General features: G+C 72.5%; 17 protein-coding genes. 6 read left to right on the top strand and 11 right to left on the bottom strand.

Annotation, left to right across the window (positions count from 1 at the left end):
• The first annotated feature begins 50 nt into the window (after positions 1-50).
• On the top strand, positions 51-2,507 hold the full coding sequence (locus JHAT_RS13600) for a DNA topoisomerase (ATP-hydrolyzing) subunit A (protein ID WP_077798393.1): 2,457 nt from the start codon (positions 51-53) through the stop codon (positions 2,505-2,507).
• Here JHAT_RS13600 and JHAT_RS13595 read toward each other — a convergent pair.
• Positions 2,504-3,607: a GTP-binding protein gene (locus tag JHAT_RS13595; RefSeq protein WP_077798392.1), complete on the bottom strand. Its 1,104-nt coding sequence runs from the start codon at positions 3,605-3,607 to the stop codon at positions 2,504-2,506. The genes JHAT_RS13600 and JHAT_RS13595 overlap by 4 nt on opposite strands.
• Before the next feature lie 135 nt (positions 3,608-3,742).
• Complete coding sequence (locus JHAT_RS13590; protein ID WP_077798391.1) at positions 3,743-4,885, bottom strand: citrate synthase/methylcitrate synthase; 1,143 nt, start codon at positions 4,883-4,885, stop codon at positions 3,743-3,745.
• A 112-nt stretch (positions 4,886-4,997) separates the two neighbouring features.
• Between JHAT_RS13590 and JHAT_RS13585 the strand changes: the two genes are divergently transcribed.
• The 4 genes from JHAT_RS13585 to JHAT_RS13570 all read left to right on the top strand — a co-directional run bounded on the left by JHAT_RS13585 (position 4,998) and on the right by JHAT_RS13570 (position 9,771).
• The gene (locus JHAT_RS13585) at positions 4,998-6,272 is read left to right on the top strand and encodes a citrate synthase (RefSeq protein WP_077798407.1); all 1,275 of its coding nucleotides are present in this window, start codon (positions 4,998-5,000) and stop codon (positions 6,270-6,272) included.
• Positions 6,273-6,326: 54 nt separating this feature from the next.
• Positions 6,327-7,268, top strand: a complete 942-nt coding sequence (locus JHAT_RS13580) for a sucrase ferredoxin (protein WP_077798390.1) — start codon at positions 6,327-6,329, stop codon at positions 7,266-7,268.
• Between the two features lie 125 nt (positions 7,269-7,393).
• Positions 7,394-9,094: a sensor histidine kinase gene (locus JHAT_RS13575; protein WP_077798389.1), complete on the top strand. Its 1,701-nt coding sequence runs from the start codon at positions 7,394-7,396 to the stop codon at positions 9,092-9,094.
• Entirely contained in the window at positions 9,091-9,771 is a 681-nt protein-coding gene (locus JHAT_RS13570; RefSeq protein WP_077798388.1) for a response regulator, read from the top strand. Before JHAT_RS13575 ends, JHAT_RS13570 begins: the two co-directional genes overlap by 4 nt.
• Before the next feature lie 45 nt (positions 9,772-9,816).
• Here the strand turns inward: JHAT_RS13570 and JHAT_RS13565 are convergent, their stop codons facing one another.
• The 3 genes from JHAT_RS13565 to JHAT_RS13555 all read right to left on the bottom strand — a co-directional run bounded on the left by JHAT_RS13565 (position 9,817) and on the right by JHAT_RS13555 (position 14,230).
• Positions 9,817-11,409, bottom strand: coding sequence for a cation acetate symporter (locus JHAT_RS13565; protein ID WP_077798387.1), 1,593 nt, complete (start codon positions 11,407-11,409; stop codon positions 9,817-9,819).
• Positions 11,406-11,969 carry a DUF485 domain-containing protein gene (locus tag JHAT_RS13560; protein WP_077798386.1) on the bottom strand — a complete coding sequence of 188 codons (564 nt, stop codon included), beginning with the start codon at positions 11,967-11,969 and terminating at the stop codon, positions 11,406-11,408. The genes JHAT_RS13565 and JHAT_RS13560 overlap by 4 nt, the downstream gene beginning before the upstream one ends.
• A 137-nt stretch (positions 11,970-12,106) precedes the next feature.
• Positions 12,107-14,230, bottom strand: a complete 2,124-nt coding sequence (locus tag JHAT_RS13555; RefSeq protein ID WP_077798385.1) for a type IIA DNA topoisomerase subunit B — start codon at positions 14,228-14,230, stop codon at positions 12,107-12,109.
• A 444-nt stretch (positions 14,231-14,674) separates the two neighbouring features.
• Between JHAT_RS13555 and JHAT_RS13550 the strand changes: the two genes are divergently transcribed.
• Complete coding sequence (locus JHAT_RS13550) at positions 14,675-14,905, top strand: hypothetical protein (protein ID WP_077798384.1); 231 nt, start codon at positions 14,675-14,677, stop codon at positions 14,903-14,905.
• Between the two features lie 139 nt (positions 14,906-15,044).
• Here JHAT_RS13550 and JHAT_RS13545 read toward each other — a convergent pair whose 3' ends face one another.
• From JHAT_RS13545 to JHAT_RS13520, 6 genes are all read right to left on the bottom strand, one after another.
• Positions 15,045-15,911, bottom strand: coding sequence for a trypsin-like serine protease (locus JHAT_RS13545; protein WP_077798383.1), 867 nt, complete (start codon positions 15,909-15,911; stop codon positions 15,045-15,047).
• 155 nt (positions 15,912-16,066) lie between these two features.
• A complete protein-coding gene (locus tag JHAT_RS13540) occupies positions 16,067-17,599 on the bottom strand; it encodes an RNA polymerase sigma factor (RefSeq protein ID WP_077798406.1) in 1,533 nt (510 codons plus the stop codon).
• A gap of 518 nt (positions 17,600-18,117) precedes the next feature.
• Entirely contained in the window at positions 18,118-19,005 is an 888-nt protein-coding gene (locus JHAT_RS13535; protein WP_077798382.1) for a FadR/GntR family transcriptional regulator, read from the bottom strand.
• A 163-nt stretch (positions 19,006-19,168) separates the two neighbouring features.
• Positions 19,169-21,604, bottom strand: coding sequence for an ATP-binding cassette domain-containing protein (locus tag JHAT_RS13530; protein WP_077798381.1), 2,436 nt, complete (start codon positions 21,602-21,604; stop codon positions 19,169-19,171).
• A gap of 122 nt (positions 21,605-21,726) precedes the next feature.
• Complete coding sequence (locus JHAT_RS13525; RefSeq protein WP_077798380.1) at positions 21,727-22,485, bottom strand: NUDIX domain-containing protein; 759 nt, start codon at positions 22,483-22,485, stop codon at positions 21,727-21,729.
• Between the two features lie 294 nt (positions 22,486-22,779).
• A complete protein-coding gene (locus tag JHAT_RS13520) occupies positions 22,780-24,327 on the bottom strand; it encodes a DUF4192 domain-containing protein (protein WP_077798379.1) in 1,548 nt (515 codons plus the stop codon).
• Positions 24,328-24,355: the final 28 nt, after the last annotated feature.

The raw sequence follows: 24,355 nt of genomic DNA, 5'->3' as shown, positions 1-24,355 counted from the left end.
AATGGACCGCGTCAGATCACCGTTCACGCTTCAGCAAGGAGCCGGCAGCGATGGCCCGCCGTAGTACGAAGACCCCGCCGCCCGACGAGTCGTACGAGGAGAAGATCCTCGACATCGACGTCGTCGACGAGATGCAGGGCTCCTTCCTCGAGTACGCGTACTCGGTCATCTACTCCCGTGCGCTCCCCGACGCCCGCGACGGGCTCAAGCCGGTGCACCGCCGCATCGTGTACCAGATGAGCGAGATGGGCCTGCGGCCCGAGCGCGGCTACGTGAAGTGCGCCCGTGTCGTCGGCGAGGTCATGGGCAAGTTGCACCCGCACGGCGACGCGTCGATCTACGACGCCCTCGTGCGGATGGCCCAGCCCTTCTCCATGCGCGTGCCCCTGGTGGACGGCCACGGCAACTTCGGCTCGCTGGGCAACGACGACCCGCCGGCCGCCATGCGGTACACCGAGTGCCGGATGGCCGAGGCCGCCGGTCTGATGACGGAGTCGATCGACGAGGACACCGTCGACTTCGGCCCCAACTACGACGGCCAGGAGCAGGAGCCGGTGGCCCTGCCCGCCGCCTTCCCGAACCTGCTGGTCAACGGCGCCTCCGGCATCGCGGTCGGCATGGCCACGAACATGCCGCCGCACAACCTGCGCGAGGTGATCGCGGCCGCCCGGCACCTGATCCGGTACCCGAACGCCGACCTCGACGCCCTGATGAAGCACGTTCCGGGCCCCGACCTGCCCACCGGCGGCCGGATCGTCGGCCTGCCCGGCATCCGGGACGCCTACGAGACGGGCCGCGGCACGTTCAAGATCCGCGCGACGGTGTCCGTGGAGACCGTGACGGCCCGCCGCAAGGGCCTCGTCGTCACCGAGCTGCCCTTCGCGGTCGGCCCGGAGAAGGTCGTCGCGAAGATCAAGGACCTGGTCGGCTCGAAGAAGCTCCAGGGCATCGCGGACGTCAAGGACCTCACCGACCGCGAGCACGGACTGCGTCTGGTCATCGAGATCAAGAACGGCTTCGTGCCCGAGGCCGTCCTGGAGCAGCTGTACAAGCTGACGCCGATGGAGGAGTCCTTCGGCATCAACAACGTCGCCCTGGTCGACGGCCAGCCCCTCACCCTGGGCCTCAAGGAGCTGCTGGAGGTCTACCTCGACCACCGCTTCGACGTCGTACGGCGGCGCAGCGAGTTCCGGCGCACCAAGCGCCGTGACCGCCTCCACCTGGTCGAGGGCCTGCTCACCGCGCTGATCGACATCGACGAGGTCATCCGCCTCATCCGCTCCAGCGAGAACTCGGCGCAGGCCAAGCAGCGCCTGATGGACCGCTTCTCGCTGAGCGACGTCCAGACCCAGTACATCCTGGACACGCCGCTGCGCCGGCTGACCAAGTACGACCGCGTCGAGCTCGAGGCGGAGAAGGACCGGCTCGACGCGGAGATCGAGGAGCTGACGCGGATCCTCGAGTCGGACGCCGAGCTGCGCAAGCTGGTCTCCGCCGAGCTGGCGGCCGTGGCCAAGAAGTTCGGCACCGACCGGCGCACGCTCCTGCTGGAGTCGGCCGGCGCCCCGGTGGCCGCCGTTCCGCTCCAGGTGGCGGACGATCCGTGCCGGGTGCTGCTGTCCTCGACGGGCCTGCTGGCCCGCACGGTGAACGACGAGCCCCTCGTCACGGACGCCCGCGCCAAGCGCGTCAAGCACGACCTGATCGTGTCCTCGGTGCCGGCCACGGCCCGCGGCGAGATCGGCGTGGTGACGTCCGGCGGGCGGCTGCTGCGGGTGAACGTGGTCGACCTGCCCCAGCTCCCGGAACCGCAGCCCGCGCCGAACCTGTCGGGCGGCGCGCCGCTGGCGGAGTTCGTGTCCCTGGAGGACGACGAGACGGTCGTCTGCCTGACCACGCTGGACGAGTCCTCGCCGGGTCTGGCCCTTGGCACGGAGCAGGGCATCGTCAAGCGCGTGGTACCCGACTACCCGTCCAACAAGGACGAGCTGGAGGTCATCACGCTCAAGGAGGGTGACCGGATCGTCGGCGCGGCCGAGCTGCGCACCGGCGAGGAGGACCTGGTCTTCATCACGGACGACGCACAGCTGTTGCGCTACCAGGCCTCGCAGGTCCGTCCCCAGGGCCGCCCGGCGGGCGGTGTGGCGGGCATCAAGCTCGCCGAGGGCGCCAAGGTCATCTCCTTCACGGCGGTGGACCCGGCGGCGGACGCGGTCGTCCTCACGATCGCGGGTTCACGCGGCACGCTGGACGACTCCGTCCAGACCACGGCCAAACTGACGCCGTTCGACCAGTACCCGCGCAAGGGCCGCGCCACGGGCGGCGTGCGCTGCCAGCGGTTCCTGAAGGGCGAGGACTGCCTGGCCCTGGCCTGGGCGGGCCCGGCCCCGGCACGGGCCTCGCAGAAGAACGGCACCCCGGCCCAGCTTCCGGACCTCGACCCGCGCCGCGACGGCTCGGGCGTGTCGCTGCCGAAGACGGTGGCGGTGGTGGCGGGTCCCGCCTAGGACGTGAGCGGCGGCTCCCCGCCGCTCGGCTCCGCCGGGTCACCGTCCGGCCCGGGGTCACCGTCCTCCGGGTCCGGTACGTAGCGCAGGACGCCCCACATGCCGTGTTCGTCGGCGTGGAGGGCGTCGCTGCGGCACGCGTCGAGCTCCTTGCCGAGCACGGTCGCGTCGATGCCGGTGCCGATCAGGACGAGTTGGGTGAGGCGCGGCTCGGCGGACGCCCAGGGCTGCGGGTAGAAGCGCAGGAACCGTCCGACGGCGTGGACGGCGTACCGGTTGCGCCGGTCGTGCGGTCCGAAGTCGACGTGGCCCTTGATCCGGTACAGGCCCTCGGGCCGGCCGTCCAGGAACCGCATCAGCCGGCGCGGGTCGAGGGGCACGTCGGAGACGAAGGACACGCTGTCGTAGGCGGTGTGCAGATGGCCGGGGTGGGCGTCGTCCGGGGAATGGTCGTGCAGGTCGTCGAAGGACAGCTGCCCGATGCGCTCCTCGCCGGGCCGGCAGTCGAAGAGGAACTCGGGGTCGATGCGTCCGTAGGCCGCGGGGAGGACGGCCGCGCGGTCGGCGAGGGAGCGGACGAGGGCGAGGACGCGCTCGGCGTCCGGGACCCGGTCGGTCTTGTTGACCACCACGAGGTCGGCCAGCGCCAGGTGCCGGTCGATCTCCGGGTGCCTGGCTCGCGTGGCGTCGAACTCGGCGGCGTCGACGACCTCGACGAGGCCGCCGTACACGATCTCCCGCTGTTCGCTGGCGAGCAGCATGCGTACCAGCTCCTGCGGCTCGGCGAGACCGCTGGCCTCGATGACGATGACGTCGACGCCGGCGTCGGGCCGGGCCAGCCGCTCCAGGTAGCCGTCAAGTTCACCGGCGTCGACGGCACAGCACAGGCACCCGTTGCCGAGCGAGACGGTGGAGTCGCCGAGGGCGCCGGCCACGGCCATCGCGTCGATCTCGATGGAACCGAAGTCGTTGACGATGGCACCGATCCGGCTGCCCCCGCTGCGGTGCAGGAGGTGATTGAGCAGGGTGGTCTTTCCGGAGCCGAGGAACCCGGCGAGTACGACGACCGGGATCCGCCGGGAAGTCGGGCACTGCCCCACCACACGTCCTCTCTCTCACCTGCGCGTACGCCGGCCCGCGGCCCGAGTGCCCGCGGAACGGAACTGCCTGTTCAGGATACGAGCAGGTGAGGTAGCCCAGGACCGGACGATCGCGTTCTTCCCGGCCCGCCCTTCTCAGGCCGCCGCGGGCACCCCGACCGGCGCCGGAGGCCCCACGTACCGCGCCGCCGGGCGGATGATCTTCGAGTCGCCCGCCTGCTCCAGGATGTTCGCGCTCCAGCCCACCACCCGCGCCGCCGCGAACGTCGGCGTGAACATCTCGCGCGGCAGACCGCACAGCTCCATGACCACGCCCGCGTAGAACTCGACGTTCGTGTGCAGTTCCCGCCCGGGTTTCAGTTCCGCGAGGATCGCCTCCACCTGCCGCTCCACCTCGACCGCGAACTCCACGCGCGGGCCGCCGAACCCCTGCGCCACCTCGCGCAGCAGCCGGGAGCGGGGATCCTCCGTGCGGTAGACGGCGTGGCCGAAGCCCATGATGCGGTCACCGGCGAGCACCCGCTCACGGATCCAGGGGTCGATGCGCTCGGGTGTGCCGATCGCGTCCAGGGTGTCCAGGGCCCGGCTCGGCGCCCCGCCGTGCAGCGGCCCGGACAGCGCCGCCACCGCTCCGGCGAGGCAGGCCGCCACGTCCGCGCCCGTCGAGGCGATGACCCGTGCGGTGAACGTCGACGCGTTGAAGCCGTGGTCGATGGTGGAGACGAGGTACTGCTCGACCGCCCGGGTGCGCCGCTCGTCCGGCTCCGTGCCGGTCAGCATGTACAGGTAGTTCGCCGCGTACGGCAGGTCCTCGCGCGGCTCCACGGGGTCGAGCCCCCGTCCGAGCCGGTACAGCGCGGTGAGCAGCGTCGGTACGGCCGCGGCGGCCACGAGGGTGTCCTGGCGGCGCCGGTCGGCGTCCAGGTCGTACACCGGCCTGAAGCCCTCGGCCGCGCCCAGCAGCGACAGCGCCGTGCGCATCCCGGCCAGTGGGCCGGAGCGTCCGCCGGCCGCGGCGACGGCGGGCAGCGCGGTCCTCACCTCGTCGGGCAGCCGCCGCAGCGCCGCGGTCTCGGCGGCGAAGGCGGCACCGCGCCGGGCGTCCGGCAGTTCACCGTGGACCAGGAGGTGCCAGACGTCCTCGAAGGTCCGCGTCCGCGCCAGTTCGACGGCCGAGTACTGCCGGTAGTGGTAGAAGCCCTCGCGCCCTCTGACGTCACCGACCTCGGTGTCGGTGACCACGACACCCGCGAGTCCTCGCGGCACGTTGACAGACATGTTTTCCTCCCTGAACTCAATGCAACTGTCTATAGTTGACTATCTGTCTGTCAACATTGATTGAATCAATGTGCAGCAAGAATCCACCCCGAGGATCGATACGGTGACCCCCATGCGCGATCAAGAACCCGGCCGGCCCGCCGCCACCGAGCAGCGCCTGACCACCCGGGAGGCCGCCGAGCTGCTGGGCGTGAAGCCCGAGACCGTGTACGCCTACGTCAGCCGCGGCCAGCTCGACAGCCGCCGTGCGCCCGGCGGCCGGGGCAGCACCTTCGACGCCCAGGAGGTGCGGGCACTGGCCCGTCGCAACCGGCGCGACAGCGGCGGCACCGGCACGACCCAGGCCTCGGGACAGGAACTGGCCGTCCGCACCCGCATCACGCTCATCGAGAAGGACCGGTACTACTACCGGGGCGTCGACGCGGTGGACCTCGCCCTGCGCCACGGCTACGAGGAGACCGCCGAGTGGCTGTGGACGGGGCGGCTGCGCCCCGGCGTCTCCTTCACCGCGCCGGAGGAGTCGGTGGCGGTCGCCCGCCGGGCCGTCGGCGCCCTGCCCGAACACGCCGGCCCCGCCGACCGGCTACGCGTCGCGGCCATCGCCGCCGCGGCCGCGGACCCGTTGCGCTTCGACCTGTCCGAGGACGCCGTGCTGGGCACCGCCCGCGTCCTCATCCCCACCCTGGTCGCCGCGCTGCCGCCCGTGCTGCCCGAGCACGAGCACGCCGGCCGGGGCCCGCTCGCCCACCGGCTGTGGACGCGGCTCAGCGGGCGTGCCGCCGACGAGGCGTCGCTGCGCGTCCTCGACACCGCGCTCTCCCTGCTCGTCGACCACGACCTGGCCGCCTCCACGCTCGCGGTGCGGGTCGCCGCGTCGGCGCGGGCGCACGCGTACGCGGCCGTGTCCGCCGGGCTCGGCGTGATCGAGGGCCCGTTGCACGGCGCGGCCGGCGGGCTCGCCCACCGGATACTGCTGGAGGTGCTCGACCAGGGCAGCGCGGCGCCGGTGATCGCGGAGGAGCTGCGGGCCGGCCGCCGGATCCCGGGACTGGGCCACCGGCTCTACTCCGGCGAGGATCCCCGCGCGCGAGCCCTGTTCACCCTCCTGGAGGACCTCCCCGGCGCCGCACCCGCCCTCGCCGCGGCCCGCGAAGTGGTGGCCACCACCGCCCGCCACACCCCGCTGCACGCCAACGTCGACCTGGCCCTCGCCGTGTTCACCGTCTCGTCCGGCATGCCCGCGAGCGCCGCCGAGACCATCTTCGCGGTGGCCCGTACGGCGGGCTGGATCGCACACGCGCTGGAGGAGTACGGGGAACGGCCGCTGCGCATGCGACCCAGCGGTCTGTACTCGGGCCCGCGGCCGCCGCAGCCCCTGCCGGAGTAGCTCGCGAGCGCGGCTGGAAGTCATCGCGAGCCGACTCAGGTTAGGCTCACCTCTGTGAGTACGTGCTCAACCGTCTCCCGGGACCTCGACGAGCCCGTTTCGGGAACGGCACCGGTCGCGAGGACCTGGCTGCTGCTGGAGCAGCCCGGCCCCTGGGGGGCGAAGGCGCTCACTTCGAGCCACCTGGACCCCGCGCTGGGCCGCGCCCTGGAGGCGGCCGTGAAGGGGACGGGCGTACGCATCGCGCTCATCCGCCGTCCCGGCCGCCACGCGGACCGCCGCACCCCCGCGGACCGCCGGGTGTACGCGGCCCACACCACGCCGGGGAACGCGTGGCTGCACGGCGCCACGCTCACGGACCCCCGCCGGCTGCTCGACCTCGATTTCGCCGCGCTCGGCAGGGGCGAGCACCGTTCCTTCGGCTCGGTGCTCACGGGCGCCCCCCACACCGGCGATCCCCTCGTCCTCGTCTGCACCAACGGGAAGCGCGACCGCTGCTGCGCCCTCCTCGGCCGTCCCCTGGCTGCCGAGCTCGCCGCCTCCGGGGCCGAGGGCGTCTGGGAGGTCACCCACCTCGGCGGGCACCGTTTCTCACCCACGGTGCTCGTCCTGCCGCACGGATACGCGTACGGCAGGGTCCGGGCCGACGACGTCAGGGACATCCTGCGCGGCGTCCGGGACGGTCGGATCGTGGTGGACAACTGCCGCGGGAGCTCCGCGTGGGACCGGCCCGGCCAGGCGGCCGAACTGGCCGTGCGCACGGCGCTGGGCGAGGACGCCGCACAGGTGCTGAGCGTCGTCCGCACCGACGGCCACGCCCCGCGCTGGGAGGTGACCGTGGCCCACGCCGACGGGCGGCACTGGCGGGTCACCGTCGCCCAGGGCGCGTCACTGCCGGCCCGCCCGGAGAGCTGCGGGACGTCGGTGCTCGGCTCCCCGGCCCGGATGGAGGTCACGGCGGTCCGTGAGCTGACGGTGACGGCACTGGCGAGCTGAGGCCCGGGGCCGGACACCGGAAGCGTCGGCCGTGCGCCCGCCCGCGCGCCTCGCGGGGCGCCGCGCGCGAGATCCGCACCACATCCCGCCACGGCACGTCGTGGCCCCCACGTACCGTCATGGGTATGAGCTCCACTCCCCCCGTTCGCCGTCTGCGCCTCGGCCTGCCGCGGCGGGTGTTCTCCCAGGTGCTGCTGATGCAGCTGGCGATCGCCGCGGGAGTCGCGGTGCTCGCGACCGGGCTGTTCCTGGCACCACTCGGTGACCAGCTGGACGACCAGGCGATGCGCCGGGCCCTCGCGATCGCGCAGACCACCGCGCAGCAGCAGCAGATCGTCCGGGACCTGCGCGGCACCCCGCCGACGCCGGACAACCCGGTGCAGCGGGAGGCGGAGCGGATCCGTGAGGCGACCAGCGCGGAGTACGTCGTCGTGATGGACCGGCAGGGAGTGCGCTGGTCGCACACCGACCCGGCGCGGATCGGCTCGGTCGTGTCCACCGATCCCGGACAGGCCCTGGCCGGCCGTGAGGTCATGGAGATCGACGACGGCACCCTGGGCCGTTCCGCGCGCGGCAAGGTCCCCCTGCGCGACGGCGACGGCCGCATCGTCGGGGCGGTCTCGGTGGGCATCGCGTACGACAGTGTCAGGGCCCGGCTGCTCCACGCCGTTCCCGGGCTGTTCGCCTACGCCGGAGGCGCCCTGGCCGTCGGCGCGCTGGCCGCCTGGCTCATCGCGCGCCGGGTCCAGCGGCAGACCCGGGACCTGGCCTTCTCGGACATCGCGGGGCTGCTCGCGGAGCGCGAGGCCATGCTGCACGGCATCCGGGAGGGCGTCGTCGCCCTGGACCGCGGCGGCCGGATCCGGCTCCTCAACGACGAGGCGCAGCGCCTGCTGGGCATCGGCTCGGAGGCCGTCGGCCGTTCCCCCGACGAGGCGCTCGGCGCGGGCCGCACCGCCGACGTCCTGGCCGGGCGGGTGACCGGCACCGACCTGCTGACCGTGCGCGGCCAGCGGGTCCTGGTCGCCAACCGGATGCCCACCGACGACGGCGGCGCCGTCGCCACCCTGCGCGACCGCACCGAGCTGGAGCAGCTCGGCCGGGAACTGGACTCGACGCGTGGCCTGATCGACGCCCTGCGCGCACAGGACCACGAGCACGCCAACCGCATGCACACGCTGCTGGGGCTGCTGGAGCTGGAGATGTACGACGACGCCGTGGAGTTCGTCGGCGAGGTGGTCGGCGACCACCGGGCCACCGCGGAGCAGATCACCGAGCGGATCCGGGACCCGCTGCTCGCCGCCCTGCTGGTCGGCAAGGCGACCGTCGCGGCCGAGCGCCAGGTCGTCCTGTGGGTGTCGGACCGGACGCGGCTGCCGGACTGCCTGGTCGACCCGAGGGGGCTCGTCACGGTCGTCGGCAACCTGGTCGACAACGCGCTGGACGCCGTGGCGGGCACACGGCACGCGCGCGTGGAGGTCGAGTTGTGCGCGGAGGGCCGCGCCGTGACGCTCACGGTGCGCGACACGGGGCCGGGAGTCCCCGCGGAACACCGCGAGCTGGTGTTCACGGAGGGCTGGTCCACCAAGGAACCGCCGGCGCACCGCCGGCGCGGCATCGGGTTGTCCCTGGTGCGCAGGCTCGCGCAGCGGCAGGGAGGCAGCGCCGTCGTCCGCGCGGCGCACGGGGGCGGAGCGGAGTTCGTCGTCGTCCTGCCCGAGGCGCTGACCGAGGCGGACCCGGAGCCCGCGCCCACCGCCCCCGCCCGTCCCGGTCCCGGCCGCACCGTCCCCGTGAACACCGCCGTCGAGGAGGATTCCCGATGATCGAGGTCCTGGTCGTGGACGACGACACGCGGGTCGCGCGGGTCAACGCCGCCTACGTCGAGAAGGTGCCGGGCTTTCACGTGGCCGGCGAGGCGCACAGCGCGGCGGAGGCGCTGCGCCGCGTGGAGGACCTGCCCCGCCTGGACCTGATCCTGCTGGACCACCACCTGCCCGACCGGACCGGTCTGGAGGTCGTCCAGGAGATGCGGCGACGCGGTCACCAGACCGACGTGATCATGGTGACGGCGGCGCGGGACGTGGCGACCGTCCAGGCGGCGATGCGCCAGGGCGCCCTGCAGTACCTGGTCAAGCCGTTCGCCTTCGCGGGCCTGCGTGTCAAGCTGGAGGCCTACGCGGAGCTGCGCCGCACCCTCGACGGCGGTGGCGAGGCGGAACAGGCGGAGGTGGACCGCATCTTCGGCGCCCTGTCCGCGCCGTCGGAGCCGGCACTGCCCAAGGGGCACTCCCCCACCACCGCCGAGCTGGTGCGCCAGTGCCTGATGAGCGCCGACGGGCCGCTGTCCGCCCAGGAGATCGCCGAGCGGACCGGGGTGAGCCGCCAGACCGCCCAGCGTTACCTGAAGCTCCTGGAGCGCACGGGACGGGCCAGGCTGACCCTCAAGTACGGCGACGCCGGCCGTCCGGAACACCGTTACCGGTGGGCCACCCGCGCCTGAGGGAGCCGGGCGTCGCCCGGGCGGGCGGAGACGGCCGTCCCCGGCTCACACGGCGCCCGCCCCCGTCAGCGACCGCACTTCCGTCTCGGCGTGCCTGGCCTCGTCGGCGACCTCCGTCGAGGTGACCGTGCCGAGCCAGCCCGCGACGAAGCCCAGCGGGATCGAGACGAGGCCGGGGTTCTGCAGCGGGAAGTACTGGAAATCGGTGCCCGGGAACAGCGACTGCGCGCTGCCCGACACCACCGGCGACAGCAGCACGAGCACCACGGCCGGGACCAGCCCGCCGTAGACCGCCCACACGGCGCCGCGTGTGGTGAAGCGGTGCCAGAACAGTGAGTAGAGCAGCACCGGCAGGTTGGCGGAAGCGGCGACGGCGAAGGCCAGTCCCACCAGGAAGGCGACGTTGAGGTCGCGGGCGAGCAGCCCGAGGGCGATCGCGACGGCGCCGATGCCGACGGCGGCGACGCGCGCCACGGCGACCTCGCTGCGCGGCTCGGCGTCACGGCGCCGCAGGGACGCGTACAGGTCGTGCGCCACGGACGCCGAGGAGGCCAGGGTGATGCCGGCGACCACCGCGAGGATGGTGGCGAAGGCGACGGCGGCGACGACCGCGAACAGGACCGTGCCGCCGGTGGAGTCCGCTCCGCCGCCGAGGTCGAGCGCCAGCAGCGGCACCGCGGTGTTGCCCGCCGCGTTCGACGCGCGGACGGCGTCCGGCCCGACGACGGCGGCGGCACCGAAACCGAGCACGATCGTCATCAGGTAGAAACCGCCGATGAGACCGATCGACCAGACCACCGACCGCCGCGCCGCGCGGGCGGTGGGCACGGTGTAGAAGCGGGACAGGATGTGCGGCAGCCCGGCCGTGCCCAGGACCAGCGCCAGTCCGAGGCTGATGAAGTCGAGGCGGGAGGTCCAGTCACCGCCGTACGCCAGTCCGGGGGCCAGGAACGCCTCGCCGTGACCGCTGCGCTCGGCCGCCGTGCGCAGCAGCCGGTCGACGTCGCCGTGGAAGCGCACCAGGACGAGCGCGGTCAGCGCCACGGTGCCGCCGAGCAGCAGAACGGCCTTCACGATCTGGATCCAGGTGGTGGCCCGCATCCCGCCCAACGACACGTAGATCACCATCAGCGCGCCGACGCCGATGACGGTCCAGGTCCGCGCCGCGTCGCCCGTGCCCCCGAGCAGCAGCGCGACCAGGCTGCCCGCACCCACCATCTGTGCCACCAGGTAGAGGACGGACACGGTGACCGAGGAGGTGCCGGCCGCGATCCGCACCGGCCGTTCCCTCATGCGCGCGGCCACGACGTCCGCGAGGGTGAACCTGCCGCAGTTGCGGACGAGTTCGGCGACCAGGAACAGCACGACGAGCCAGGCGACCAGGAAGCCCACCGAGTAGAGCATGCCGTCGTAGCCGTGGAGCGCGATGAGGCCGGAGATGCCCAGGAAGGAAGCGGCGGACATGTAGTCGCCCGCGATGGCAAAACCGTTCTCCATCGGGGAGAAGAGGCGGCCCCCCGCGTAGAACTCCTCCGCCGATCCGTGCCGGTGGCGGCTCACCCACGTCGTGATCCCCAGGGTGACGGCGACGAAGGTGCTGAACAGCATCAGGGCCAGCGTCTGGTGGTCGCCCGTCATGAGGCACCGCCTCGGACGCCGCGGGTCAGTTCCTGGGTGTCCCAGCGCAGTTCGAGCGCGGCACGGTCCCTGCGCAGCCGGGCGTGCCGGGCGTACGCCCAGGTGAGCAGGAAGGTCGTGAGGAACTGTCCGAGCCCCGCCAGCATCGCCACGTTCACGGCCCCGGCCACCGGACGGGCCATCAGTGCGGGCGCCGCCGTGGCGGTCACCACGTAGGCCACGTACCACACGAAGAAGGCGGCGACCGCCGGCACCACGAACCTCCGGTACCTGCTGCGGACCTCCTGGAAGGCCTGGCTGCGCTGCACCTCCAGGTACACGTCGGCCGTGCCCCGAGGGGCCTTGCCCGCCGCTCCCGGGCGCGGCGGGGGCACCGCCGCCAGGGGGGCTCCCACGCCCGCCGGCTCGCCCCAGCCGGAGGCGAGGGCGTCGTACCAGGGGTCGTCGTACCTCGGGCTCGCGGATGCCTCGGCACCGGCCCGGTCCCGGACCTCGCGGTGGTCGACCGCGACATCGGGGCCGTCCCCGGCGTCGCGGGGGCGATCGTTGCTTGACTGCATGCCCAAGGATGGACAGAACGGGAAGATCCCTGACTCTTCTTCCTCATCCACTTCACCCCATCAGGTGACTCACCCCGCTGGTGGTCACACGGATCCGGCCCCCGTCCGGGAGACGGGGGCCGGATCCGGGGGAAGCCCTAGGCGTCGATGCGCGACCGGTCCAGCGTCGCCGCCGAGTTGGAGATGAACTCCTTGCGGGGGGCGACGTCGTTGCCCATCAGCAGGTCGAAGACCTGCTCGGCGGCTTCCAGATCGGTCAGGTTGATCCGGCGCAGGGTGCGGCGGCGCGGGTCCATGGTGGTCTCGGCCAGCTGGTCGGCGTCCATCTCGCCGAGGCCCTTGTACCGCTGGATGGAGTCCTTGTACCGGATGCCCTTGGTCTGGAACTCCATGAGCTTGTCGCGCAGCTCGCGGTCCGAGTACGTGTAGACGTACTTGTCCTGGCCCCTCTTCGGCTGGCTGAGCTCGATGCGGTGCAGGGGCGGCACCGCGGCGAAGACCCGGCCGGCCTCGACCATGGGCCGCATGTAGCGGTGGAACAGGGTCAGGAGCAGCGTCCGGATGTGGGAGCCGTCCACATCGGCGTCGGTCATCATGATGATCTTGCCGTAGCGGGCCGCGTCGAGGTCGAAGGTGCGGCCCGACCCGGCTCCTATGACCTGGATGATCGCGCCGCACTCGGCGTTCTTCAGCATGTCCGTCACGGACGACTTCTGGACGTTGAGGATCTTGCCGCGGATCGGCAGCAGAGCCTGGAACTCGGAGTTCCGGGCGAGCTTCGCCGTGCCCAGTGCGGAGTCGCCCTCGACGATGAACAGCTCGCTGCGGTCGACGTCGTCGCTGCGGCAGTCGGCGAGTTTCGCGGGCAGCGAGGAGGACTCCAGGGCCGTCTTGCGGCGCTGGGCGTCCTTGTGCTGGCGGGCGGCGATGCGGGTGCGGGCCGCGGCGACGGCCTTCTCCATGACCACGCGGGCCTGCTGGGCGGCGTCGCGCTTGGTCGAGGTGAGGAACGCCTTGAGTTCCTTGCTGATCACGTTGTTCACGATGCGCCGGGCCGCCGAGGTGCCGAGGACCTCCTTGGTCTGCCCCTCGAACTGCGGCTCGGCGAGGCGGACCGTCACGACCGCCGTGAGCCCCTCCAGGGCGTCGTCCTTGACGATGTCGTCCTCGGCCACGCGCAGCAGCTTCTTGGCCCGCAGCACCTCGTTCATCGTCTTGGCGACCGCCTGCTCGAAGCCGGCGACGTGGGTGCCGCCCTTGGGCGTGGCGATGATGTTGACGAACGACTTGACCGTGGTGTCGTACCCGGTGCCCCAGCGCATCGCGACGTCGACCCCGAGCTCGCGGGTGACCTCGGTGGGCGTCATCTGCCCGTACTCGTCGAGGACCGGGACGGTCTCCTTGAAGTTGCCCTGTCCGCTGAAGCGGAGGACGTCGCAGACGGGCCTGTCGCTGGCCAGGAACTCGCAGAACTCGCTGATGCCGCCGTCGAAGCGGAAGGACTCCTCGCCCTTGCTGCCGCCGTCGCCGAGACCGAACTCGTCGCGGACGACGATCGTCAGCCCGGGCACCAGGAACGCGGTCTGGCGGGCGCGCTGGTGCAGCGTCTCCAGGGAGAGCTTGGCGTCCTTGAGAAAGATCTGCCGGTCGGCCCAGTACCGCACGCGCGTGCCGGTACGGCTCTTGGGGATCTTCTTGGCCTTGCGCAGCCCGCTCCCGGCCTCGAACCCGGCGTCCGGGCCCGCGCCCGTGAACGCGCCCGGGACCCCGCGCCGGAAGCTGATGGCGTGGGTGTGCCCGCCGCGGTCCACCTCGATGTCGAGCCGGGCGGACAGGGCGTTCACCACGGACGCGCCGACGCCGTGCAGACCGCCGGAGGCGGCGTACGAGCCGCCGCCGAACTTGCCGCCGGCGTGCAGCTTGGTCATGACGACCTCGACACCGGACAGACCGGTCTTGGGCTCGATGTCGACCGGGATGCCCCGGCCGTTGTCCCGGACCTCCACCGACGCGTCGTCGTGGAGGATCACCTCGATGTGGTCGCAGTAGCCTCCGAGGGCCTCGTCGACGGAGTTGTCGATGATCTCCCACAGGCAGTGCATCAGGCCACGGCTGTCGGTCGATCCGATGTACATGCCCGGACGCTTGCGTACGGCCTCGAGCCCCTCGAGGACGAGCAGGTGCCGCGCGGTGTAGTTGGATCCGTCCCGGTCTGCTCCTGCCAGCAGCGCAGTGGACGGCACGGACGTCTCGGCGGTCACGCGGTTCGCTCCTCGCTGAATTTCAGATGGGGCCCCGCTGGGTAAGGGCGCGGCTCGGTTCACCGGTCAGAGGGTACCGAGGCCTGGTAGAGCCGGTGTAACGCCACCCTCGCGGAAGACTCAGCCTAGTCCACGGTCGTATACTTGTTCGATACCTCGATGGAGTGAAGTACACATCACGTTCCCTTCGAGGCATGAACCATTTAGGCTCCGGGCACGTCCTCATGAACAAACCGGCAACCCAGCCGGCGGGACCGACCCACTGACCGACTGCGCGAACCCGTACGACACAGAGACACGCAATACGGCACATTCGCCGCCAACCGGCAACAGCCGGCCACTCGGAAGAAATTTTTTCGAGGAAAAGCCTCGAGCGGGAACGTTTTGGGGCTGGTTGGATGTTGACCCTGGTACGACAGCTCGTCGAGCTAGAGAAGAGGCGACGTGACTACTGTTCTGACTTCCGCGAGCCCGCTGACGGCCGCCGACCGCTGCGACCGCTGCGGCGCCCAGGCGTACCTGCGCGTCGTCCTGCTGAGCGGCGGAGAGCTGCTCTTCTGCGCCCACCACGGTCGCAAGTTCGAGCCGGAACTCAAGAAGATCGCCGCTGAGATACAGGACGAGACGGAGCGGCTGACGGCCGTTCCCGAGTCTTCCTCCGAGGAAGACCGCTGACGAGTCTTCCCCCGAGGAAGACCGCTGACGCTGCGCGCCCAACGACGAGCGACTCGGCACAGGCCGAACAGACGGGCGGCCGCCTCCGACACGGAGGCGGCCGCCCGCACTCGTTGCCCGGTGGGCCCTTCGAAGCGCGTCAGGCGCCCTGGTGCCGGTGCGGGGCCCTGTCCCAGCCCAGCGCCCGCAGAGCGGCGGAGACGCGCGTGTACACCCCGGGGTTGCCGGGGCGTCCGCACCCGTTCCCCCAGGACACGAGCCCGATGAGTCTCCCCTGGGCGACCAGCGGCCCCCCGCTGTCCCCCTGGCACGCGTCACGACCGCCCGCTTCCTCCCCGGCGCACAGCATGCTGCTGGGCAGGTACTTTCCGTCACCGCCCCCCGGATACGCCCGTGCGCAGAGGGCGTCGGGCAGTACGCGCACGCGTGACGCCCGCAGGCTGTTGGCGTAGTCCCCCGCGCCCGAGATGTCCCCCCACCCGTAGACCATCGCCGCGGTCTCCGGCCCGTACGCGGGGTCCCCCTCGGCCGCCATGCCTATGACCGAGCCGGCGGGGAGGTCCCGGGAGAGGGTGAGGACGGCGAAGTCCCCGGCGTTGCTGACGTCGTCGTGCGCCGGGTTCACCCAGACGCCGCGCACGGGGATCTCGTCCCCCTCGTCCGAGAGCAGGTCCGTGCGTCCCGCGATGACCTTCAGGTCACGCACCTGTTCGGGCGGGGATCCCAGGACTCCCTCGCTCAGGCAGTGGGCCGCCGTGAGCACGGTGGTCCGGCCGACGGCGACTCCTCCGCAGAACTGCCCCGCCCGCGTACCTCCGAACCGGTCACGGCTGGACAGGGCCACGGTCCACGGGCTGTCGGACACGTCGACCGGAAAACCCCCGACGACGATGCTGTCGGTGACGGCGGAGGCAGTGGCGGGGGCGGCGGACGCCAGCGGTATCGCGGTCGCCACGGCCGCCAGGACGAGCGGCCGGGTCATTGCCCGGGCAAAGAGGCGACGCATGCAGACTCCTCACTGAGGGGTGGTCAGGGAACACCCAGAGTGATCCACCCCGTCGCGCCTCGCACCCGCTGGTCAGCACGAAGGCCCGGTCCCCCACCGGGGGAACCGGGCCTCGCCGGTCGTACGCCCGCCTCGGCGGGACGTGCGGCCGTTGCCTAGTCGAGGTAGTCGCGCAGCACCTGGGAGCGCGACGGGTGACGCAGCTTCGACATGGTCTTCGACTCGATCTGGCGGATGCGCTCGCGCGTGACGCCGTACACCTTGCCGATCTCGTCGAGGGTCTTCGGCTGACCGTCGGTGAGACCGAACCGCATGGAGACGACGCCCGCCTCCCGCTCGGACAGGGTGTCCAGGACGGAGTGCAGCTGCTCCTGGAGGAGCGTGAAGCTGACGGCGTCGGCCGGGACGACGGCCTCGGAGTCCTCGATGAGGTCACCGAACTCGCTGTCGCCGTCCTCGCCCAGCGGGGTGTGCAGGGAGATCGGCTCGCGGCCGTACTTCTGGACCTCGATGACCTTCTCCGGGGTCATGTCGAGTTCCTTGGCCAACTCCTCCGGGGTGGGCTCGCGGCCCAGGTCCTGGAGCATCTGACGCTGCACGCGCGCGAGCTTGTTGATGACCTCGACCATGTGCACCGGGATACGGATGGTGCGGGCCTGGTCGGCCATCGCGCGGGTGATCGCCTGACGGATCCACCAGGTGGCGTACGTGGAGAACTTGTAGCCCTTGGTGTAGTCGAACTTCTCGACCGCGCGGATCAGACCGAGGTTGCCCTCCTGGATCAGGTCCAGGAAGAGCATGCCGCGACCGGTGTAGCGCTTGGCCAGGGAGACCACCAGGCGGAGGTTGGCCTCCAGGAGGTGGTTCTTGGCGCGGCGGCCGTCCTCGGCGATGATCTCCAGCTCACGCTTGAGCTTGGGCGCGAGCTTGTCGGAGTTCGCCAGCTTGTCCTCGGCGAAGAGGCCCGCCTCGATGCGCTTGGCGAGCTCGACCTCCTGCTCGGCGTTGAGCAGGGGGACCTTGCCGATCTGCTTGAGGTAGTCCTTGACCGGGTCGGCCGTGGCGCCCGCCGCGGCGACCTGCTGGGCCGGAGCGTCGTCCTCGTCCTCGTCGGACAGCACGAAGCCCGCGTTCTCGGTGCCCTCGGGCTCGTCGGTCGCGCCCTTCGGCTCCTCGATCACCTCGTCCTCGAGGAGATCGCCCTCGTCCTTCTTGGCGGTCGTCTTCTTGGCCACCGCCTTCTTGGCGGTGGTCTTCTTCGTCGCCGCCTTCTTGGCGGTGGTCTTCTTGGCCGCCGCCTTCCTGGCCGGCGTCTCTTCCTCGACCGCGGCGTCGACGGAGGGCGTCGCCGAGGTGGCGGGGGCGGCGACCTTCCGGCTGGTCACCGTCTTCGCCGCGACCGTCTTGGTGGCGGTGCGCTTGGCCGGGCTCTTCGCTGCGACGCTCTTTCGGGTGCGCTTGGGCTCTGCGGCACTGACCATCAGCGTCACACCCTCTTCCTCGAGGATCTGATTGAGGCTGCGCAGTACGTTCTTCCACTGAGTGGCCGGAATCTGGTCAGCTTCGAAGGCCCGACGCACGTCATCGCCGGCGATCTGCCCCTCAGCCTTTCCCCGCTCGATGAGCGCCATGACAGAGACGGACTCGGCGATCTCCGGCGGGAGCGTACGGGATGTGCTGGCCGACACGAACAACCTCTCGGAACGTTGGAAAACGGCTTCCGGCCCTGTCCACGACGGACAGGAGCCGACCGCCGGCTTGGGGATGGGCCGACGGCGCGGGCGGGGGCCGGGGAGATGCACAGCGCCGTGAACGGCGTCCGTATTCCCTCCGCGGCTGTCACCTCTTAGGTCATCGTGTTGTTCCCACGAGCGTTACGCCCAATCCGCGTGGCCCGAGTCACACCCCGTAAGCACTCAAAAACGGTCAAGTGAAGACAAAGAAGGCCATCAATCGTCCCCGTCCGACCGCCTCCCGCCCGCCTACGAGGCCGAGCGCGCAGGGGACCGGCCACGCACGGGACCGATCACGCACAGGGCCGACCACGCACAGGATCCGAGCGTTTCGTCACACCGTCGGAACGGAACACCGTCGGACCTCGCGGGGCCCCGAAGATCCCGCGAGGTCCGCGGCGGCGGCGGACCGGCCGGCCGCACCGGAGGAGGGAGCCGGTGCGGCCGGCGCGCGCCGTGCCGGTGGAGCGCGGTCAGTGCTCGCGCGGGGCGGGCACCACGCGGTCCACCTCGGGGTGGACGGTCAGGAGCTGGCGCATGGCCGACTCGGCCGCCGCGCCGTCCCCGGCCGCCAAGGCGTCGACGATCCGGCCGTGCTGCGCCAGCGAGGCGTCGTTCGGCCGGTCACAGCCCGTGACCGGCCCGCCGGAGACGTGGAGGGCGGCGGACACGATCCCCGAGAGGTGGCCCAGCATGCGATTGCCGGCGACCTGGATGAGCAGCGTGTGGAACTCGGCATCGGCGCGCGAGAAGGTGAGCGCGTCGCCCTGCCCCATGGCGTGCCCCATGATCCCGACCATGTCGCTCAGCCGCTGCTGGACGTCCTCACGCCCGTGCCCGGCGGCCAGGCGAGCGGCGAGCGGCTCGATGGTCCAGCGCAGCTCGCTGAGCTCGCGGCGCTGGTCGTCGCGCTGCGGCCCGAAGGCACGCCATTCGATGATGTCGGGGTCGAGGAGGTTCCAGTCGCTGACGGGACGCACCCGCGTACCGACGTTCGGGCGGGCACTGACCAGGCCCTTGGCCTCCAGGACACGGAGCGATTCGCGGACGACGGTACGGGACACCTCGAAACGCTGGCCGATCTCCTCCGGTACCAGGGGGCGGTCGGCCCCCAGGTCGCCCGAAACGATCATCTGGCCGAGCTGCTGGACGAGTTGCCCGTGCAGTCCGCGTCCGCGGCTGCCCGCGGCGCGCCGGCCCACCCGTCCCAGCTCGGGCTCCACGCCTTCCCAGGCGGGGACCCCCACACGGTCGGCGGCGGGCGCCTCGGCGAAGGGGTAGCGGTCGAGTTCGCCCGAGTTCGCGAGGTCGGAGTCGGCGGAGCGGGCGGCGGTCATCATGGTGTGCGCAAGGGTAGTCACGCATCCTTTGTCGGCCGCGTCCCCAACTCCCTTGAGGGCTTTGGTGAAAAGCACACGAAAGGGTGATCGCTCACGCCGTCGCAATTGACGCCTTATCGGAAAGAAATGGGCTTTCCCCGGGGGAGTTGCGCACACGGTCGAACCGGAAGAGAACGTGCGGTTGTCACCGGGCCCTGCCGCGCAGGGTCATGAGCAGATATGCGCAGAGCAGAACGGTCAGCGACAACGTCAGTGCGCTGCCCACGGGTTGGGCGAGCACCCGCAGGACCTCGCCGAGGTAACGCTGTCCGCCGAAGGGCCACTGCGTCAGGAGCACCTCGCGCAGCCTCATCGGAAAGCCGACGGCGGTCCGCACGGACGGACCCTGCCAGACCCTTTGTACGAGAGGGACGACGAGGACGGGAACGGCGACCACCGCGGCGAGCCCGGCCGTCGTGGACCGGAAGATCCCCGCGGCCAGCACACCGGACCAGGCGCATCCGACACAGAGCCCGAGCCAACCGGCGCCCAGCGCGGGCCAGTCGGCGGGAACCCGCGAGAGCTCAGGGCCGTAGAACAGGTGGAGCATCTCGGCGTCGCAGCCCACCGTGAGGACGGCCAGCCCGATCGCGGTGGCCGCGGAGACGACGAGTTTGGCGGCCAGCAGCCCCAGTCGGCGGGGCACGGTGCCACGGTCCGCCGCCAGGGCGGGGTGACGGAACTCGTCGCCGAAAGCCAGCGCACCGAGCAGTCCCGCGCCGAGCGCGGTGGGCGGCAGCGGCAGTTCCCGCGGCCATGCGGCCAGCAGGCGTGGCTGCGGGGTGTGTCCGACGCGGGCGAGGACCACGGCGATGACGGCGGACACGAGCAGGACGACTCCCCCGATGAAGAACCCGGTGCCGACGCCGGTCGCACGGCGCAGCTCGTACCTGAGCGGGCGGAGAGGGCTCGGGGCGGAGCGGACGGAGAGAGGGGGCGGGAGGGGGGACAGGGGGCGGCCGGCAGCCGCTGCGACGGGGGTGAGCGCGGTACGCGGAGGCGGTGCCCCCCGGGAGGCGGGAGCCGTGCGTACGGGCGCGGTGCGGGAGGCGTCCGGCGCCGGGGTGGTCTCCTCGGCCTCCGGTTCGGCGTCGCTCCCGGCCCGGGGGGCGTCGTCCGGCACGGACGCCTCGGGAGTCGAAGGGCCCGCTTGAACGCCTGGGGGCGGCGCCTCGTCCGAGGCCGGCTCGGGCTCGCCTGCGCGGAGGGGCGGTTCGGTGGCGGCGGACCTGGGTGCGGCGGCCCGGGGAGCGCCGGCGGGGCTGGGGATCCGGTAAGGGCCGGCCGTCCTTGGCGCGTCGGCGGACACGTGCCGCAGGTCGGCGGGCGAGGGGCGGGTGTCCGGGGCCGAGGGGCGGGTGCCTGAGGTCGAGGAGCGGTTGTCCGGGGCCGAGGGGCGGGTGCCTGAGGTCGAGGAGCGGTTGTCAGAGGTCGAGAGGCAGGCGTCCGGGATCGAGGGGGCGGCGGCGACCGAGGGGTCCGTCCCGGTGACCGACGGATCGACGCGGGTGGTCCCGGGATCTGTGCCGGTGGCCCGGGGGCCCGTGCCGGCGGCCGAGGGAGCCGTGCCGGCGGCCGGGGCGTCGGTGCCCGCGGCCGAAGGGCCCGCTCCGGTCGCCCGGCGGGGGCCCGGGGACGGGGCGCCCTCGATGGCCCGGTGCCACCGGACCGGACGTGCCTCTCCCGCGGGCGACGTGCCCGCTCCCGGTCCCATGTCACCCACCTCGTCGGCCAGTTGGTGCACAAGGATGCCGTGGCGGAAGGCGGTCTCGCCGATGTCGGCGCACGTACTGCCGTACACGGCGAGGCGGTTGCCGCTCTCCTGCACGACCTCGACGGAACGGCGGCCCGTGCGGGCCTCCTTGACCAGGAGGGCGGCGAGACGGGCCGCGTGCGGACTGCGCACGGCGACGCGGGGGCGCAGACGGGTCCGGGAGAAGTCCGCGGCCTCCTGGTCGGCGACGACCCTGCCCTGCTCCAGCGTGACGACGTGGTCGGCGGCGCGCGCCGCCTCCTTGGGGTCGGAGGTGCTGAACAGGACGGTGCCGCCCTGCGCCGCGTGGGCGCGCAGGGCGTCGTGCAGCCAGCGGGCCTCGCGGGCGGAGAGCGCGCCGGCCGGATCGTCGAGCACCAGGGTGTGCGGATCGGCCAGCAGCGCGCAGGCCAGGCCGAGGCGCCGGTCCATACCGCGCGCCAGGGTGCCGAGGCGTTCGTCGCGCAGGCTCACGAGGCCCACCGACTCCAGGACTTCGTCACCACGCCGGGCGGGAACGCCGGCAGCCGCGCACAGCATCCGCAGATGGCCGCGGACGGTGCGGGACGGATGCCCCGGAACGTCGCCCAGCAGCACACCGACTTCGCGCGAGGGGTGGGCGATGCGGTGCAGGGGGCGGCCTCTGAAGTAGGTGATGCCGCGGCCGTGTTGGAGTTCGAGCATGAGTCTGAGCACCGTCGTCTTGCCCGCGCCCTGGGCTCCGAGCAGTGCGGTGACGCGGCCCGCGCGCGCCTCGAAGGAGACGTCGTCGACGGCGGGGGGTTGCTCCTTGCGGGGGTTGCTGGTCAATCCGAAGGCCTGGATCACTCGCAGCAAGATAGCGCGCAATGTCCTTTTTTTCGGTCACCGCGCGCATTTTCGTACATAAGGGTCGATCGTGCCGGTCCGCCGTCCGCCGTCCGCTCCGGGGCCCGTCCCGAGTCCCGGCGTCACACCTCGGGGCGCAGCATCGGGGGGTTGAGAAGGGTCGCGCCACCGGCTCGGAAGAGCTGGGCCGGGCGGCCGCCCTGGCGGGTGGTCGTACCGCCGGTGGGCACGAGGAAGCCCGGGGTGCCCGTCACCTTGCGGTGGAAGTTGCGCGGGTCGAGGGCCACGCTCCACACCGCCTCGTAGACACGGCGCAGCTCGCCGACGGTGAACTCTGGCGGGCAGAACGCGGTGGCCAGTGACGAGTACTCGATCTTGGAGCGGGCCCGTTCCACCCCGTCCGCCAGGATCTGGGCGTGGTCGAAGGCGAGGGGCGCCACGGGCTCGCCGTCATGGCCGCAGCCGCCCTGCTCCAGCAGCTCCTCGACCGGTGCCCAGCGCGCGTCGCCGGCGTCGCCGCCCGCCCGGGGTGCGGGCAGGTCGGGGGCGAGCGCGAGATGCGCGACACTGACCACGCGCATCCGGGGGTCGCGCTTCGGGTCGCCGTACGTCGCCAACTGCTCCAGGTGGGCGCCGTTGTCCTGGGCGGGGGCGGCGGGGTCGTGGACGCGCAGTCCCGTCTCCTCGGCCAGCTCCCGTGCCGCCGCCTGCGCCAGGTCCTCGTCGGCCCGCACGAAGCCGCCGGGCAGGGCCCAGCGCCCTTGGAACGGCGGCTCGCCCCGGCGCACCGCCAGCGCGCACAGGGAGTGACGGCGCACGGTCAGCACGACCAGGTCCACGGTGACGGCGAAGGGCGGAAAGGCTGACGGGTCGTAGGGCATGCGGCGATCATAGTCGTCTGCCTGACGATAAACACTCCCTTCGCCGACCGCTGCGGTGGCCGTCCACTCCGGTGCGGCGTCCGCCCCCCGTCCGCGGCCCGATCCATACGGATCGCGTCGTGCCAGGTCAAGCCGTCGGCCACGGTCCGTCGGGCGCCTCTTCGAGCAGGGCCGGGCGGACCAGGCCGGCCGCCCCTCCAGGGCCCAGGGCCCGGCGCCGGGACGGACGCCCGCCGCACCGGGTCGCCGGCCGCCTGCGTCCCGGCGGCGACGGTCGCCGTTCGGTCCCGCGGTCTACTCACCCCCGGTTCCGGGCTCCCCCGCACCCGTGTCCGCCGGGCAGGTCCCCCGTCCGCCCGCGACCTCCCCGTCCGAGACCCGGGGGCGCGTACGGCTCGGTCGCGTCCCACCGGGGCGGGCGCCGCCCGCCGGATTCCGGGGACGTACCGCGTCCGTCCCCGGCGCACGGCCCTGCGTCCTCACCCGGCGGCGGACGGCGGCGTCGGCCGCGGCGCCCGAACGCGTCCGGCGGCGACGGGCCGGGCGCGTCTCCGGTGCCGCCGGGGCTTCGGCCGTCGCGCGACGCGTCGGCCCGTCGGCTCGCTCCTCGTCGTCCGGCCCGCCGGTTCCGGCCGGTTCGCCGCCGGCGCGTTCGGCGCGCAGGCAGCGCCGGACCGACTCGGGGTCGAGGCCCTCGTTGCACGCCTGGTGCAGGAGCCTGGCGAAGAGGTAGTCGGGGTCCGCGCCGAGTGCCATGGCCAGGGCTTCTCGGGCCTCCAGTTCGTCACCGGTGGACCAGGCGACCCATCCGGCGAGGGTGAGGGGCGCGGCGGCGTGTTCGCCGTACGGTCCGACGCAGCGGCGGGCCAGTGCTCGCCACAGGCGCAGCGCGGGGCCCGCCTCGTCGCCCTCCATCCACGCGGCCGCGCGGTCGCGGGTCGTACGGTCCTGGAGGCCGAGGATCAACGCCGCGGCCTCGTCGTGTCCGAGCAGGCGGTCGTCCCGCAGGTCCTCCGCGGACACGCCGGAGACCGGCGGGGCGGCGGCCAGGCGGCGCATGACCCGCTCGGCCAGGGCGAGCGTCTCTTCGGCCACGCCCGCGCACCGGGCGTCGTCGAGAAGCCGGGAGACGATCGTCATGCCGGCGGAGTCCAGGGCGGCCTCCTGTTCGCGTGCCGCGGAGTCCTCCCACGGGAGCAGCCTGGCCCGCAGCTCGCGCAGCGAGCCGCGCACCTGGATCCCGGCATAGGTGGCCGCCGCGGCCAGCACGGACGTGCCCGCCAGTCCCATGGGAACGCCCTCGGTCGGGCAACAGGACTCGTCGTCGCAGCAGTACGACCAGAAGCGCCCGTCCGAGATGCACAGTGCCTCGACCACCGGTACGTCGAGGGCGCCGCACTCGACGCGCAGCTTCTGGGCCAGTGGCCGCAGGCGCTCCATCACCTGCCGGCCGGATTCGCCCCGGGACGGTTCCTGGCAGAGGTAGGCGACCATCTGCTCGGGCCGGGCGCCGCGGCGCTCGCTGCCGGTCACCAGGCCGTGGACCAGCTGCCCGGCCGCGCTCGTCCAGTCCTCCTCGTTCGCGGGGATGCCGAGGCGGGCCCGGCCGCCGAACCGGCCCCGTCCGTCCCTGTCGCGCAGGGCGACCAGGACGATGCTGTCCTCGGGGCGGTACCCGAGGAGGTAGGGCAGGGCGTCCGCCAGTTCGGCCGGGGTGCGCAGGGTCACCTGGGGCTCGCCGGCAGGGCTGTCGTACGAGGTCCGCGCCGTCCGTTCCGGTCGGGTGGGTCCGGTGATGCCGCCGTTCTCCGCGGGTCCGGTCGTTTCGCTGTGGTTCGTCATGACCCGACGATCTCGCGGACTACGACAT

The organism is Streptomyces sp. JHA26 (genome assembly GCF_002005565.1).
Taxonomy (GTDB): domain Bacteria; phylum Actinomycetota; class Actinomycetes; order Streptomycetales; family Streptomycetaceae; genus Streptomyces.
This window is presented reverse-complemented; position numbering and strand designations above follow the sequence as displayed.